Below are 14,602 nucleotides of genomic sequence, written 5' to 3' on the forward strand. Positions count from 1 at the left end.
AGATTTGCAGATGTTTACGGCTGAAAAGTCCGCTCTCATGGCCGCCCTCGCACTGACCGCTAGTGTGGTCGAGCGCCGCAACACGATTCCGATTTTGCAAAACGTCCTGATCGAGAAGAGCGCCATGTCGGGACATCTGAATGCCCGTCTGTCGAACCTCGATATCGAGGCATCCACACCGTTCAAGGCTGACGCCGCGATCGACTTCGAGCCTTTTACCGTTCCCGCTGGCCTCTTGGCCGATATCGTCCGCAAGCTTCCCGATGGCTGCAATGTCGAGGTCACCCGCCGCAGCGGCGCGCTCGACGGCATCACCATCAAGGCCGGCAAGTTCAAATCCAGCCTGCAGGTTCTCCCAGCAAGCGACTTCCCTGCCATGCGGGAAGCGAACGGCGAGCTTCCGCACAAGCTCACCATCCCGGCCGCTGATCTCGCCGCGGCGCTGTCTGCCTGCGGCTTCGCAATGTCGACGGAAGAGACCCGCTACTACCTCAACGGCATTTATCTGCATCCAACATCGGCCGACACCGAGCATCAGGGTGTCATCCTTGTTGCCACCGATGGTCATCGCCTGTCGAAGCGCTTCGTCGCAGCCGAGAGCAACCCGGAGATGCCCGGCATCATCATCCCCCGCCAGTCGGTGAAAGTCATCGAGAAGGTGATCCCGAAAACCGGCGATGCCAGCATCGAATATTCGGAGAGCCTGGTGCGCGTCGCCTATGGCGCCGGCGTCATCACCTCGAAGCTGGTCGACGGCACCTTCCCTGATTATCGCCGGGTTGTTCCGCAGGAGGGACCGATGGCAGTCACCATCGCCGCCGGCTCCCTGACGGCTTCCGTCGATCGTGTTTCGACGGTCAGCGGCGACAAGGGCCGAGGCGTCAAATTCAACTTCGCTGGCGGCCAGCTGCAGCTGCAGGTCATCAATCCCGACGCAGGCGAAGCCAACGACGAACTCTCCTACGAAGGCGATGCTGAAATCGAGATCGGCTTCAACGCAAAGTACGTCAACGAGATCCTAGCCAACCTGGCAGGCGACAACGTGCTGATGAACCTGACCGATTCAGGCAGTCCGACTGTGCTCCGCAACCCCGGAGCCCACCCCGAAAACCTGATCGTGCTTATGCCGATGCGCGTGTGAGGACATAACCATGAACGACATGTCTGAATTTCAGTTTCGTGTTCACGCCTGGATGCTTGAGTGCTTCGGCTCTGAGGTTGCTGCCGACCGCCGCGAGCGCGGCCACCGGTTCCTTGAAGAGTCGCTCGAGCTTTCGCAGGCTATCGGCTGCACCCGCGAAGAAGCACACCAGCTCGTCGAGTACGTCTTCAACCGGCCGGCCGGAGACCCCGGCCAGGAGGTCGGCGGCGTCATGCTGACGCTGGCAGCACTCTGCACCGCGACGCCGGCCAGCATGCTGACCGAGGGCGAGATCGAGCTGCGGCGCGTCAACACGCCGGAGATGAACGCCAAGATCCGCGCCAACCACATGAGCAAGCCGATCCGCTCGCCCCTGCCTGGCTATAGCGAGCCCGCAGAGGTGCAGGCATGAGCGGCATGGCAAAGCTCGTTACGAAGATCCTCGCTCCGCGGTTGGTCGCCATCGCCGACCGGCGCGATGCAGACCTCTATATCGGAGGAAGGGACGACACATATCTCGCCAGATGGTGGCTGATCCCCCGCAATAAGTGGTTCAACATCTACCTCCATCACTTCCAGCGATCCGATGACGACCGGGCTCTTCACGATCATCCGTGGTGGAACCTGTCGATCCTGCTGCGTGGCACCTATACCGAGCACACAATCGACGCTGGCGGCATCAACGTGCGGACCGTTCGCCACGCTGGTCAGATGAAGTTCCGCTACGCCTCGGACGCCCATCGCATCGAACTTCATGACGGCCCGTGCTGGACCGTCTTCATCACTGGCCCTAGAATTCGTGAGTGGGGTTTTCACTGCCCGCGGGGTTGGCGGCATTGGAAATTGTTCACCGCCGGAAAGAACGGCGAGACGATTGGCGCTGGTTGTGGGGAGGACGATACCCCATGACCCTCACCGCCTCTCTCCGCTACCGTCCAAACAAGTTCGACGACTGGGGCATCATCCGCGATAGCGACGGCAAGCTTTTCGCATCGGTTCGACGACCGGCATCGGAAGAAGAGCTTGCGGCTCATCGCGAGGCGGGCACAGACCCATTCGAGGATCTTGCTCGACGTCTGATTGACTCCTACTCCTCCCCAGCGCCCCAGCCACTTTTGGTGGGGTCTCAGATCGCTACCGCCGTCGCCCTGAAGCTGGCAATCGAGCACATCGAGCACATGGCCGCCTTCATCGGGTCGAAGCAGCTTGGCTATTCGTTCGAAAGCCTTGGCGAGGACATGCCTGGCATGAAATCAGCCTTGGCCGACAACCCACCCGTCGATTTCCCTTACCAGCAGACGTTCAACGCAATCGCTGCCGCCACGTCCCTTGGCGCCAAGGGCATAACCTCCATCAACATTTCGGTGCAAGCATTCCAAGACGCATGGAATGCTGCCGCTCGCTCCGCAATGGATGGTACAAAGTCTGGGTATAAAAGCGATTTGCACCCCGGATATGAACCAGCGGGAGACGCCGAATGAAGGTGCTCATCGGCTGCGAAACCTCCGGCATGATGCGGCGCGCCTTCGATCGGCTCGGCCATGATGTGTGGTCTTGCGATCTACTGCCGGCCGATGACGGCAGCAACAGGCACATCGTCTGCGACGTCCGCGACCTGCTTAATGACGGCTGGGACTTGCTCGCTGTCATGCACCCGCCCTGCACCAGGCTATGCAATAGCGGTGTCCGGTGGCTTTCCGAGCCGCCGACGAAGCTGAACGAAACATATACCCCAGAGCAGCAGGAGACCTATCGTCTTTGGACGCGGGCCGAAAAGCTGGCCTTCATGTGGCATTCGCTTGATGAAGGCGCGGCACTGTTCTCCGACTGCTGGAACGCACCGATCGAGCGCGTTGCAATTGAGAACCCGGTGATGCACCGGCATGCGAAAGAACGCATCCGAAACTACCAGCCGCCGGCGCAGACCGTGCAGCCGTGGTGGTTCGGCGACGAAGCGTTCAAGGGAACTTCGTTCTTCCTTCGCGAACTGCCGAAGCTGGTTCCAACCAACCGCCTGACACCGCCGAAGGCCGGGACCGACGAACACAAGGCGTGGTCCAAGATCCACCGCGCCCCGCCGGGCGTCGATCGCTGGAAGATCAGATCCCAAACATTCCCCGGCATAGCCGACGCTGCAGCGCTCCAGTGGGGCGGCCATGCGGCTGAACAGATGAGGACAGCAGCATGACCAACCAGACCGAAGACGACTTCCTTGACGGCCTGGAAGATGAGCCTGTGTTCATCTGCAGCCAGTTGCGGGTCGGCGAAACGCTGACGCAACGCGAGATCGATGCAATTCAGGCACTCCTCTCCGAGAACGATAAGCTTGAGAACACTGCTACCGACGTCTTTCACGAAGGCCGTATCTGCGGCATTCGAGAGGTCGGTGGCGATGATCTCGTCGCAGCCGTAGCGCGGAAGGACGAAGCCTACATCACCAAAACCGTCCGCGAGACCATGATCAAGATGGATGCCAAGACGCGGGAACTTCAAGCAGCCACCCCGCCACTGCCCGTAGAGAGGATGGAGAAAGCAGTCGAGGTGAGCCAATGAGGGTGAACGCCACTACAGACCAACACTTTTCGACGGCCTTCCTGCTCTTCGCTCAGTACGGCGGACGAGCCGTCATTCCTGTCGACGAAGTCTGCCGCGACTACTTCAATCACCTGACCCCGGCAAAGTTTCTGCGGAAGGTAACGGAGGGCGAAATCGCAATACCGGTCGTTCGCGCTGAAACCTCACAGAAGTGCCAGAAGGGTGTGTATCTGCAGGATCTCGCCAACTACCTCGATAATCGGCGCGAGGCTGCGCTGAAGGAATTTCGGCAATTGCATCGATAGCCGCAAGCGATCCGAGCTTGACATTCAGCTCGCGCTGTAGTTGAGAGCGCACGAATATATTGGTTTCGACGTGCGAAAACTTTCAACAAAACAGAAATCTCACCTTATCAGACGCGCTCGGAGACTTCACCGTCGCGCAGTCGCCCATAAGCTATGGCAAAAGGCGAAGCACCGAGGTCCCGGTGCTCAGTACGTCCTCGCGCATCGCGATGGAAGCAATATCAGAGCCAGGGCATTGTCATCAGTCAAGATGCCGGCGGTGTTCTGTCTTGATGAAAATACTGAGGAAACCCTCAAGTTTTTACAGGAAGTCAGTGGCGATATTTTGAAAAGAACCCCGCGGCGATCGCTCGTCCGAAGAGGAAAGTCAGAGCCACCGACCATTAAGCGCTATCTCGACTTTACGACGATGGAGACTATTGGGCCGTCCGCCGCTTTGATACTTGCAGCGCTTTTCCAGCGGGCGAAGAATGCCAACGGGTACAAGTTATCCACGATCGATGAGCATAGGTGGCATCCGAATGTCGCTGCAATCCTCCGTGCGTTGGGCTTCCACGAGCTTCTCGACATGCGCCCGCTACGAAACTGGGATTTTGATAGCGCTCGTTTGAAGATTTTGAAGTTCCAGTCCGGGCGCGATGCAGCGGGAGAGCCTCCCGGAAAGTTGCAAGAAAAACTTACGGAATTGCTTCCCGAAAGGCTCAAGGAGAATTTATTAACAGCCGAACCTTATGGTGGTATGTTTGAGGCAATCCTCAATTCTAATAATTGGGCATACCCCGATGGTCATGAATGGGATTTCCCCGTTCTACCCAATTGGTGGATCACCGGGGCGGTTGATGTGGGTACTAATGAGGTAACTGTGTGCGCCTTTGATCAGGGCATTACGATACCCGTTAGTCTTCCTCGATGGACCCATTGGGGGCCGTTGGAACTTCGGGGGCGCAGGATCGTTGAGCGGCTGAAGTTGGGAAAGCCGATTGATGATCCCTCAAATGACGGAATTGCAATTCAGCTGGCTATGAAAATTGCTCGAACGAATACCTATCTACCTCAGCATGGTAAAGGCCTCCATACCATGGTCGAGGTTGCCGAAAGAGCTAGACACGGCAAGCTTAGGATCATAAGTCGCAACGGCGAATTTGTATGGGAAACTGGAAAGAAACCAAGAAGCAGAAATCACGAGTACTCAATACAGGGAACTCTCGTGGAATGGCAGCTTCAGCTTTAGGTTCTTAAGATGGAAAACGAGATCTCAGTCGCACAGGACTTCACGAAGTACCCGGGCCCCCGATATCGCAAGTCGGGGCCGTACAGCGGTGAGCAATTCCGTGAGGACATTCTGGCCCCAAAATTGCGGGAAGCGATCGATCGCGACATGGTTCTGGTGGTCTTGCTGGACGATGTTGCGGGTTACGGCTCGTCTTTTTTGGACGAGGCGTTTGCGGGCTTGATACGGGCCGGCTTCACCCATGACGAGCTTGAGGCTCATCTGAGGATCGAGGCAAGAACGACCCGCTTCCGACATCATGTCGTGCGTGCATTGGAGTACATTGAGGAAGAGGCCGCCCGCAGCGCGGCTTTGACCCACTAACGCATGTTTGTACTCTCTGGGATTATCGGCGCCCTGGTCGGCGCGATGATGACATTCGGCTTCAACATGTGGAAATTTCATCGGGACGAGCGGAATGCTCGTCTCGATGAGCTCTGCAAGGCGATTTGGGATGCCGGCGTGCTCGCCGCCGCTTATTGGGCGACAGCTTTCACCGACGCAGACAAGCAGGCGATTGAGGAGGCGAAAATTGTTGCGTCTCAAACCCTGATCGATGGCCTTTACGCCGATTTTGGCGAATACGGCCTTACAACCACCGAGTTGGATAAGCAGTTCTCCGATCTGCTTGATGCGCTGACCGGCGGGACGTTCACCGACGAGCATCGACCTATCGACATCGGGAGAACCTCTCGCGCTCCTCGCGTCGCCGGGCTGACCATTGTCGCACTGAGACGGAATTATCGCCAGTCCATCCCCTTTCACAGACTAGGAAAGACAATCCGCGAGAACCGCCGGCGCGCTCTAGATATGCCGACTCCCAAGTGCGAACTTCGCTAGGGAAGCCATTTCCACCCTGCGTACTTGTCGCCGGTCTGCCGGATATGGGTGTACCGCTTCAAGCTGTTCCATGAACGATGTGCCGACACTGTTGACGCCCTGGGGATATCCCAGCCGATCTCGAAAAGTCGGGAGATTCCGTCATGGCGGAGATCGTGGAAATGCAGATCCTCGATCCCCAGCAGCTTGCAGGCGTCGGTGAAATTCTTGGAAATCGTTCCTGAGTTATAAGGGAAAATCCGCTCGTCAGTTTTCGGCATGGCTTTGATCAACGCGATAGCCTCGGGCGTCAGAGTACACCAGGTATTGTTGCCGACCTTCTCCCCAGGATGCTTCATGTCGCGGACCAGCACTCGCTTATGATCGTCCTCGAAATCATCCCAACGGATAGACGTAATCTCTTCCTGCCGGCGGGTCGAAAAGATCGCGAACAGGATCACCTTGTCCATTGGCAACGCCTGTGGCGCCTTGATCCTCTTCTCGGTGAAGTAGTCGAGCAGCCGGTCGAGATCGGCGATTGTCGGCCGCTTGTCGCGCTCCTTGCTTCGACTGGTCACACCGAGACGCTTCGTCACCGTAACCGCATCCTCGAAGGCACCCTTATCCAGCTGGAAACCCCACATCGGCCGCGCGACAGCGAAGATTGAGCCGAGATGCGCCATGTAATTGCCGACCGTCTGCGGCTGCCGCAGCTTCACCTGATGTTCCCGATCTTCCTCGATATCGGAATCATCCTCTCCTTCCGGCAGCCAGCCATCCTTCAATTCGGTCGCGAACCGGCCGATATCGACGCTCGTGATCTGGCTGCACCGCATCGCTGCCAGCGGATGCTTTTTGATGAGCCTCAGGCACTGAGCCTTCGTCTTGCCGATTTTCTTGACCGACACCTCGATGTATTTGTCGATCGCCTGCCCAAGTGTCACGTCAGGATTTTTCAGCCGATCGATCGCGCCTGGCTGGTCCAGCTCCGTTTCGCGTCTCTTGAGCCAGGACTTGGCAGCCGGCCGCCGCTCGAAAGTCTGCGCTTCGGTGTGAACCAACACGCCATCTCGCTTTATCCGGATCTGTGCTGTATAAGCCTTCGTTCCGTTCCGGCGCGTTCGCTCTGATATCGTCCCCATGAAGTGCTACACGGCCTCCTGCAGATGCTACGCTGTAGCATTAGCATCGCAGAAACGGGCAGAAAAGCGATAAAACGAGAGAAAACGAGACAACATGAAAGTGGCCGAAACCACTGCGCAGCAAGGAAAGTCGCTGTATTCCAAGGGTCCCGTATTTGCGGTTGCACCCATGATCGACTGGACCGATCGTCATTGCCGCTATTTTCACCGCCAAATCAGCCGCAACGCCCTGCTCTATACCGAGATGGTGGTGGCCGATGCGATAATCCATGGCCCGCGCGAGCGGCTGCTGTCCTTCGACGCGGCGGAACATCCTGTCGCGCTGCAACTCGGCGGCTCCGATCCGGCCAAGCTTGCCGAGGCCGTCAGGATCGCCGCGCCCTATGGCTATGACGAGATCAATCTCAATGTCGGCTGTCCCTCCGACCGCGTGCAATCAGGAACCTTCGGCGCCTGCCTGATGCTGACGCCCGAGGTGGTGGCCGATTGCGTGCGTGCCATGAAGGCGGTGTCGGCGGTGCCAGTGACCGTGAAATGCCGCATCGGCGTCGATGAGCAGGAACCCGCGGCCGCCCTGCCCGATCTGATCACCCGCGTTCTCGATGCCGGAGCTGACGCGATCTGGATCCATGCCCGCAAGGCCTGGCTGAAGGGTCTGAGCCCGAAGGAAAACCGCGAGATCCCGCCGCTCGATTACGAGATGGTCTATCGCATGAAGCAGCGCTGGCCCGATGTCTTCATCGGCATCAACGGCGGCATCCACACGCTGGATGAGGCGCAGGCGCATCTCGGGCATGTCGATGGCGTCATGCTCGGCCGCGCCGCCTATCAGAATGCCGCCATTCTCGCCGACGTCGACCAGCGTTTCTATGGCGCCCCGGCCCGCGAGATGGATTGGGATCACCTGCGCGACCGGATGATGGCCTATGCGCAGGCGCATATCGACAAGGGCGGCCGTGTCCAGCATATCGCCCGCCACATGGTCGGCCTGTTCACCGGCCTGCCCGGCGCCCGCCGATACCGGCAGATCCTCTCGACCGATGCCACCAAGCCCGGCGCCGGTCCGGAGGTGATCGCCGCCGCCTTCGCAGCGGTGGATCTCAGCGCGGCGCCGGCCGAAGCGCTCAGCGCCTGAGCGCAGCAATGCGCACAAACGAAAAACGGCGCCCGAAGGCGCCGTTCTCATTCCTGCCGGAAGGCAGAAACTGAATTAGTTGGCCGAGATGTTGACGGCCTTCGGGCCCTTGCCCATGCGATCCGGCTCGGTGTCGAACGTGACCTGCTGGCCTTCGCGCAGCGACTGGATGCCCGAAGCCTGGAGAGCGGAGATGTGGACGAATACGTCCTTAGCGCCGCCTTCCGGAGTGATGAAACCAAAACCCTTGTCCTGGTTGAAGAATTTTACGGTGCCCTTGGTGGCCATGTGGGATAGTCCTTTTCCCTTAGTCTTGTCTTAGTATCCGCCCCCTCGAGAGGAAGCGGACGGCTTTAGCTTTCGTCCCGCGAACCGGGCGCGAAGGGTCAGTCGGAGAAGTCACGTACGGGGAAAGAACGTCTACGAAGCGGTTTTGCCGCTCTGCCACCCTTGCGGGAGAGCTACCAATCTGTCCAGTCACCGGCATGCTAATGCCCGAGTACTGCATGACGTGACAGCATTCGGAATAAAAAGCAAGCGGCAATATTGTGGCATGCTCATGAGTGAGCCCGGAAATGCCAAAGATTCAGATACTTGACCAAATGTGACAACCCACAGATTCGGCTGTCCCATTTCGGGACTCCGTGCCGGAACGGGACCGTTATACAACCTGCAGAGATATATCAGGTCGCAATCAACAGCATCACATGGGCGATTACAGTCACCATTGATCCGTGGAGGCAAGCGTCATGCGACGGTACTTGCCGCGGGCGATCGCAATCGCTTCGTTGCCGGTGTTCGCTGGACGGCACGCGACCGATAATCGCGCCCGCGTCCTTTCATTGCCTGCCGCTTTGCGTCTAAGATCGCCGGACCGCAACAGCAAGAGCATGCCATGTCCTCCGCCATCAACACCGTCATTCCTGTTCCGCAGCCCGTTCTCATGCCGGTCGAAGGCAGCGCAGCGTTTTTCCCTGTGCGCCGCGTCTATTGCGTCGGGCGCAACTATGCGGACCACGCGATCGAGATGGGCCATGATCCGAGCCGCGAGCCGCCCTTCTTCTTCCAGAAGAACGCGGACAATCTTCTGCCAGCCGGCCGGCCCTTCCCCTACCCGCCGCTCTCCGAGGACGTGCATTACGAAGCCGAATGCGTGATCTTCCTGAAAGAGGGTGGCGAGAATATTGCGGTCGAAAGGGCGCTCGGCTGCATCTACGGCTACGCCATCGGCATCGATTTCACCCGCCGCGATCTGCAGGCGGTTGCCAAGAAGATGGGCCGTCCGTGGGAGGTGGCCAAGGCCTTCGAATATTCGGCACCCGTCTCGCCGATCGTCCCCGCCGACGAGCTCGGTCATCCCGAAAGCGGCCGGATCTGGCTCGATCACAACGGCAAGCGCGTTCAGGAAGGCGATCTGAACCAGATGATCTGGAAAGTGCCGGAGATCATCACCGAACTCTCCAAGCTCTTCATCCTCGCCCCCGGCGACGTCATCATGACAGGCACGCCGGCCGGTGTCGGCGCTGTCAAGAAGGGCGACACGGTCGAGTGCGGCATCGACGGCATCGCCACCCTTACCGTTACCGTCAGCTGAGGCGCGCCATGCCCATCTATGCACTTGCAGGATTGAGGCCGAGGCTGCCGGCAGACGGCCTCTATTGGATCGCCCCGGATGCTCATGTGATCGGCGACGTCGCGCTCGGCGAAGGCGTTGGCATCTGGTTCGGCGCGGTGCTGCGCGGCGACAATGAGCCGATCACCATCAGCCGCAACACCAATATCCAGGAAGGCGCCATGCTGCATACCGATCCGGGCGCCCCGGTGACGATCGGCGAAGGCTGCACCATCGGACACCACGCCATCGTCCACGGCTGCACCATCGGCGACAATTCGTTGATCGGCATGGGCGCAACGGTGCTGAACGGCGCGAAGATCGGCAACAACTGCCTGGTGGGCGCCAATGCGCTGGTCACCGAAGGCAAGGAATTTCCAGACGGCTCCCTGATCGTCGGCTCCCCCGCGCGCGCCATCCGCACGCTGGATGAAAAGGCGATCGAGGGGCTGAGGCGCTCGGCGGAGAAATACGTGTCGAACTGGCAGCGGTTTGCGCGGGATTTGAAGCGGCTGGATTGATCAGAACAGAAGAGTGACGCCGGTGACGTTTTTCACCGCCACCTTGATAAGGCCGAACACCGCGGACAGGATCTTCTGGGCGGCGTTGTAGAGAAGGAATTCGAACTCCGTCAGAGCGCTGTTGAGATTGATCTCAAGCAGATGAAGCGTCAGGTCGGCGTTCTTGTCGCTAACTTCCCCGGTAGCAAGCTGCGCGATGACCTTGGCGGTTTTCTGGGCGATGAATTCAAGCTGGAAGGTCATCTCCTGCTTGATACCGCTCCATTGGTCTTTTGCCTTGACGATCGCCACCTCGAGGAGACCTTCGAGAAGCTCCGTGGCAGACCCCGGCGCGAAATTCGCAGTATCGATCGGCATGAACAACCCCCTATTATTTCAAGGCGCCTTCCATCGTCTTCGGAATGGCGCAGACGTTTCGAACAACGGAAATATTGTCGGCCTCGTTAGGCGCCTGGCCGTCGGCCTTGAATGCTGCGCGCGAAGCCTCGAGCGCCCGGCGGCAATTATCGATATTATCGACAAGAAGCTGTGCGGCATTGGCCGCCGGCCGCCCGCGGAGGTAGGCCGGCCGCTTGCCGGCAATGTCCGCAGCCTCCTTCACACCCGCCAAGGCGTCGATGTAATAGGGCTCCACCTTGCCATAGGGCACACGCGATGGGCTGCTTGCCTCGATAGAGGTTTCGATCTTGGTGAGACTGGCATGCGCGCCGTCCAGCTTCGCATAGATCGCCTCATTGTAACTGGGCGCGAAAATGGTACAGCCGCCGAGCAGCAGCGGTAGCGGTAGCGTCAAGCCCATCAGTTTGCGGATAAGACCCATAGGATGCCCTCCATTCACGGACATCCTAGCGCGTGCAAAATCAAGTGCAATCTTAAATTACATACAAAATAAAATACACCAAATAGATGCATTCGATTGCATGACGTCAGGCCGCGCAGCTCTCGCAAACGCCGCGGATCTCGATCGTCGTCTTCTCCGCCTTGAACTTCTTGCTGCGCATCCAGTTCATCAGCTGATGATCGACAGCGTGGTCGTGGAACTCGATGACCTGGCCGCAGCTTTCGCAGATGGCGAAGGCGACGGTGCCGTGGCTATGGCAATTCTCATCCGGATGGGCGCAGACGACGAAGGAGTTGATGCTCTCCAGCCGGTGCACGACGCCATATTCCAAAAGCTTCTCCAGCGCCCGGTACACCTGCAACGGCGCCCGGAACCCATGATCGCGCAATTTGTCGAGGATCGTGTAGGCGCTGAGCGGGCCCTCCGCCTTTTCCAGGACATCGAAGACGAGCGCCTGGTTCTTGGTCAGCTGTGGCGTGTTCATGTGCCTTGTCCTTGCGGTTCCTTGCGCCCCAGCCGCGGCAGCAGGCTGAGGATGAAGAGAATGAGGGCTGCGACGACGATCGACGGGCCTGACGGCGTGTCATAGGTGAGCGAGCCGAAGAGACCGCCGACGACGGCAACGGCGCCGATCAGCGATGCCAGCACAGCCATGATCTCGGGCGTCGGTGAAAAGCGGCGCGCCGCAGCGGCCGGAATGATCAGCAGCGATGTGATCAGCATAATGCCGACGATCTTCATGGCAATGGCGATGACAACCGCCATCAGCAGCATGAAGAACAGCCGCGCCCGCTCGGGCTGCAGGCCTTCGGCTTCGGCAAGCTCCGGATTGACGGTCGAGGCCAGCAGTGGCCGCCAGAGCCAGGCGATCGCCGCGACGACGAACAGCCCGCCGCCCCAGATCATCGCGATATCGGTCTTGGATACGGCAAGGATGTCGCCGAACAGGAAGGCAATCAGATCGATCCGCACCCAGCTCATGAAGGCGACCATGACGAGGCCGATCGCGAGCGTGGCATGCGAGAGAATGCCGAGCAGCGCATCGGCCGAAAGCGCCTGACGCTTCTGCAGAAACAGCAGCAGGATCGACACCGTGGCGGCAACGCCGAAGACCGCGAGCGTCAAATTGAGCTGAAAGAGCAGCGACAACGCCACCCCGAGCAGCGCCGAATGGGCGATCGTATCGCCGAAATAGGCCATCCGCCGCCAGATGATGAAGCAGCCGAGCGGCCCTGTCGTCAGCGCCAGACCGACGCCGGCGAGAACGGCACGGACGAAGAAATCGTCAAGCATGGCGCTCTCCCGCATGGTGATGGTGATCGTGAGCACTATGATCGTGCCCGTCCCCATGATCGTGATCGTGGTGATGGCCGTCTTCTGGATGGCAGTGATCGGTCACCGATCCGTCTGAATGCAGGACGCGCCCATCCGGCAGATGCGTATGGTCATGGTGGTGGCTGTAGACGGCAAGCGTCTGCGCCGCCCGGCTGCCGAACAGCCGCACATATTCGGGGCTCTGGCTGACGGCCTGCGGCGTACCGCGGCAGCAGACATGGCCGTTCAGGCAGATGACAGTATCGGTCTCGGCCATCACGACATGCAGGTCATGGGAAATCAGCAGAATGCCGCAGCCGGTTTCGTTGCGGATCTGCTTGATCAGGTCGTAGAGCGCGATCTCGCCGGAAAAATCGACGCCCTGCACAGGCTCGTCGAGAACCAGCAGATCGGGCTTGCGGGCAATGGCGCGCGCCATCAAGGCGCGCTGGAATTCTCCGCCGGAGAGATGCTGAACTTCGGCATTCAGCATATGCGCCATGCCGGCAGACTCGAGCGCGGCCATCATTTCCTTTTCGGCGAGCGGGCCGGTTAACGTCATCAGCCGGCGCACAGTCAGCGGCAATGTCCAATCGACTGCAAGCTTCTGCGGCACATAGCCGACCTTCAGCCCAGGCAGCCGTTCGACGCTGCCCTCGTCAGGCTTGAGCACGCCGATGGCAGCCTTGGCGCTTGTCGATTTTCCGGAGCCGTTCGGCCCGATCAGCGTCACGATCTCGCCGCGCGAAACGGAAAAATCGACGCCGCGCACCAGCCAGCGGCCATTGCGGCGGATACCGGCATTATTGAGGGAAACCAGTGGCTTCACCCCGGAATTGGCGGGAGATAACATCATTTTTCCTGATGTGCTGTTGCGTCCTGCTATCGCACACGTTATAGCATTACGCAATTGATGTAATAACATAACAAACGCAATTCAAGCGGAGCGTGCACATGAAACTGGCTGCCGGCCTATCCCTCGCCCTTCCGGCTCTGATGCTGGCAGGAGCCGCCAAGGCTGCCGATGCGCCTGTTGTCGTCACCTCGATCAAGCCCGTCCATTCGCTGGTCGCCTCGATCATGCAGGGCGTCGGTACGCCAGAGCTGATCGTCGATGGCGCCGCCTCCCCGCATACCTACAATCTGAAACCATCCAACGCGCGGGCGCTGCAGGATGCAAAGGTGATCTTCTGGGTCGGCGCCGGGCTGGAAGCATTTCTGCAGAAGCCCCTAGAGGCGCTGGGCACCGATGCCAGCATTGCCGAGCTCGACAATGCGCCCGGCCTCACCAAGCTGAAATTCCGCGAAGGCGGCGCTTTCGAGCCGCATGATGACGGCGACGAGGCCGAAGGCCACGATCATGACCACGATCACCAGGCTGCGGAGGCCACCGGTCACGATGGCGGGCACGACAATGACCACGATCACGGGCATGGCGAATTCGATACGCATCTCTGGCTGGACCCGATGAACGCCAAGGCAATGGCCGCCGAAATCACCACCACGCTGGTCGCCGCCGACCCGGCGAACGCCCTGACCTACCAGGCCAATGCCAAGACGCTCGATGACAAGCTCGATGCGCTTGACAAGGAACTGGCGGCGACAGTCGCTCCGGTCAAGGACAAGCCTTTCATCGTCTTCCACGACGCCTACCAGTATTTCGAACATCGCTACGGCATCAAGGTGGCCGGATCGATCACCGTCAGCCCCGAAACCATTCCCGGCGCCGAGCGAGTGTCCGAGATCCACCAGAAGGTCGGCGAACTCGGCGCCACCTGCGTCTTCGCCGAACCGCAATTCGAACCGCGCCTCGTCGACGTCGTCATCGAAGGCACCAAGGCCAAGTCGGGCGTGCTCGATCCAGAAGCTGCAACGCTGAAGGCCGGCCCCGATCTCTATTTCACCCTGATGCGCGGAATCGCCTCCAGCATGAAGGATTGCCTCAGCCGCGATAGCTGAGCGCGTTC

21 protein-coding genes are annotated in these 14,602 nt (G+C 59.5%); 14 read left to right on the plus strand and 7 right to left on the minus strand.

Annotation, left to right across the window (positions count from 1 at the left end):
• Positions 1-10: 10 nt before the first annotated feature.
• The 10 genes from dnaN (at position 11) to AC1DNK_RS05910 (ending at position 6,091) form a co-directional block, all read left to right on the plus strand.
• Positions 11-1,141 (plus strand): DNA polymerase III subunit beta, encoded by a 1,131-nt coding sequence (gene dnaN, locus AC1DNK_RS05865; RefSeq protein ID WP_477939982.1) that lies wholly within the window; start codon positions 11-13, stop codon positions 1,139-1,141.
• A 10-nt stretch (positions 1,142-1,151) separates the two neighbouring features.
• Positions 1,152-1,553 (plus strand): hypothetical protein, encoded by a 402-nt coding sequence (locus AC1DNK_RS05870; protein WP_477939983.1) that lies wholly within the window; start codon positions 1,152-1,154, stop codon positions 1,551-1,553.
• Entirely contained in the window at positions 1,550-2,050 is a 501-nt protein-coding gene (locus tag AC1DNK_RS05875) for a hypothetical protein (RefSeq protein ID WP_477939984.1), read from the plus strand. Before AC1DNK_RS05870 ends, AC1DNK_RS05875 begins: the two co-directional genes overlap by 4 nt.
• Positions 2,047-2,622 (plus strand): hypothetical protein, encoded by a 576-nt coding sequence (locus AC1DNK_RS05880; RefSeq protein WP_477939986.1) that lies wholly within the window; start codon positions 2,047-2,049, stop codon positions 2,620-2,622. Before AC1DNK_RS05875 ends, AC1DNK_RS05880 begins: the two co-directional genes overlap by 4 nt.
• Positions 2,619-3,329, plus strand: coding sequence for a hypothetical protein (locus AC1DNK_RS05885; protein ID WP_477939987.1), 711 nt, complete (start codon positions 2,619-2,621; stop codon positions 3,327-3,329). The genes AC1DNK_RS05880 and AC1DNK_RS05885 overlap by 4 nt, the downstream gene beginning before the upstream one ends.
• Positions 3,326-3,694: a hypothetical protein gene (locus AC1DNK_RS05890; RefSeq protein ID WP_477939989.1), complete on the plus strand. Its 369-nt coding sequence runs from the start codon at positions 3,326-3,328 to the stop codon at positions 3,692-3,694. Before AC1DNK_RS05885 ends, AC1DNK_RS05890 begins: the two co-directional genes overlap by 4 nt.
• 2 nt (positions 3,695-3,696) lie before the next feature.
• Positions 3,697-3,981, plus strand: a complete 285-nt coding sequence (locus tag AC1DNK_RS05895; protein ID WP_477939991.1) for a pyocin activator PrtN family protein — start codon at positions 3,697-3,699, stop codon at positions 3,979-3,981.
• Positions 3,982-4,216: 235 nt separating this feature from the next.
• Positions 4,217-5,212 (plus strand): hypothetical protein, encoded by a 996-nt coding sequence (locus tag AC1DNK_RS05900; RefSeq protein WP_477939993.1) that lies wholly within the window; start codon positions 4,217-4,219, stop codon positions 5,210-5,212.
• A 9-nt stretch (positions 5,213-5,221) separates the two neighbouring features.
• Positions 5,222-5,575: an STAS-like domain-containing protein gene (locus AC1DNK_RS05905; protein WP_477939995.1), complete on the plus strand. Its 354-nt coding sequence runs from the start codon at positions 5,222-5,224 to the stop codon at positions 5,573-5,575.
• A gap of 3 nt (positions 5,576-5,578) precedes the next feature.
• The gene (locus AC1DNK_RS05910) at positions 5,579-6,091 is read left to right on the plus strand and encodes a hypothetical protein (RefSeq protein ID WP_477939996.1); all 513 of its coding nucleotides are present in this window, start codon (positions 5,579-5,581) and stop codon (positions 6,089-6,091) included.
• Here the strand turns inward: AC1DNK_RS05910 and AC1DNK_RS05915 are convergent.
• Positions 6,088-7,212, minus strand: coding sequence for a tyrosine-type recombinase/integrase (locus tag AC1DNK_RS05915; protein ID WP_477939998.1), 1,125 nt, complete (start codon positions 7,210-7,212; stop codon positions 6,088-6,090). The two genes, AC1DNK_RS05910 and AC1DNK_RS05915, sit on opposite strands and share 4 nt — an antisense overlap.
• A gap of 133 nt (positions 7,213-7,345) precedes the next feature.
• On the opposite strand from AC1DNK_RS05915, the gene dusA reads away from it, so the two are divergent.
• A complete protein-coding gene (gene dusA / locus AC1DNK_RS05920; protein WP_477940889.1) occupies positions 7,346-8,347 on the plus strand; it encodes a tRNA dihydrouridine(20/20a) synthase DusA in 1,002 nt (333 codons plus the stop codon).
• A 75-nt stretch (positions 8,348-8,422) separates the two neighbouring features.
• Here the strand turns inward: dusA and AC1DNK_RS05925 are convergent, their stop codons facing one another.
• Complete coding sequence (locus AC1DNK_RS05925) at positions 8,423-8,635, minus strand: cold-shock protein (protein ID WP_007533154.1); 213 nt, start codon at positions 8,633-8,635, stop codon at positions 8,423-8,425.
• Positions 8,636-9,242: 607 nt separating this feature from the next.
• Between AC1DNK_RS05925 and AC1DNK_RS05930 the strand changes: the two genes are divergently transcribed.
• Both AC1DNK_RS05930 and AC1DNK_RS05935 read left to right on the plus strand, forming a co-directional pair.
• Complete coding sequence (locus tag AC1DNK_RS05930; protein ID WP_477940000.1) at positions 9,243-9,941, plus strand: fumarylacetoacetate hydrolase family protein; 699 nt, start codon at positions 9,243-9,245, stop codon at positions 9,939-9,941.
• Positions 9,942-9,949: 8 nt separating this feature from the next.
• Positions 9,950-10,480 (plus strand): gamma carbonic anhydrase family protein, encoded by a 531-nt coding sequence (locus tag AC1DNK_RS05935; RefSeq protein WP_477940002.1) that lies wholly within the window; start codon positions 9,950-9,952, stop codon positions 10,478-10,480.
• Here AC1DNK_RS05935 and AC1DNK_RS05940 read toward each other — a convergent pair whose 3' ends face one another.
• The 5 genes from AC1DNK_RS05940 to AC1DNK_RS05960 all read right to left on the minus strand — a co-directional run bounded on the left by AC1DNK_RS05940 (position 10,481) and on the right by AC1DNK_RS05960 (position 13,488).
• Positions 10,481-10,837: a hypothetical protein gene (locus AC1DNK_RS05940; RefSeq protein ID WP_477940003.1), complete on the minus strand. Its 357-nt coding sequence runs from the start codon at positions 10,835-10,837 to the stop codon at positions 10,481-10,483. It abuts the gene before it with no gap.
• Positions 10,838-10,850: 13 nt separating this feature from the next.
• A complete protein-coding gene (locus AC1DNK_RS05945) occupies positions 10,851-11,300 on the minus strand; it encodes a hypothetical protein (RefSeq protein WP_477940005.1) in 450 nt (149 codons plus the stop codon).
• A 106-nt stretch (positions 11,301-11,406) separates the two neighbouring features.
• Positions 11,407-11,805, minus strand: coding sequence for a Fur family transcriptional regulator (locus tag AC1DNK_RS05950; RefSeq protein WP_112387139.1), 399 nt, complete (start codon positions 11,803-11,805; stop codon positions 11,407-11,409).
• Positions 11,802-12,614 carry a zinc ABC transporter permease subunit ZnuB gene (znuB, locus tag AC1DNK_RS05955; RefSeq protein ID WP_112387138.1) on the minus strand — a complete coding sequence of 271 codons (813 nt, stop codon included), beginning with the start codon at positions 12,612-12,614 and terminating at the stop codon, positions 11,802-11,804. Before znuB ends, AC1DNK_RS05950 begins: the two co-directional genes overlap by 4 nt.
• Positions 12,607-13,488: an ATP-binding cassette domain-containing protein gene (locus AC1DNK_RS05960; RefSeq protein WP_477940891.1), complete on the minus strand. Its 882-nt coding sequence runs from the start codon at positions 13,486-13,488 to the stop codon at positions 12,607-12,609. The genes znuB and AC1DNK_RS05960 overlap by 8 nt, the downstream gene beginning before the upstream one ends.
• A gap of 101 nt (positions 13,489-13,589) precedes the next feature.
• Here AC1DNK_RS05960 and znuA point away from each other — a divergent pair, with 101 nt between their 5' ends.
• A complete protein-coding gene (gene znuA / locus AC1DNK_RS05965; protein ID WP_477940006.1) occupies positions 13,590-14,594 on the plus strand; it encodes a zinc ABC transporter substrate-binding protein ZnuA in 1,005 nt (334 codons plus the stop codon).
• Positions 14,595-14,602: the final 8 nt, after the last annotated feature.

The organism is Rhizobium sp. 01N424 (assembly GCF_056399485.1).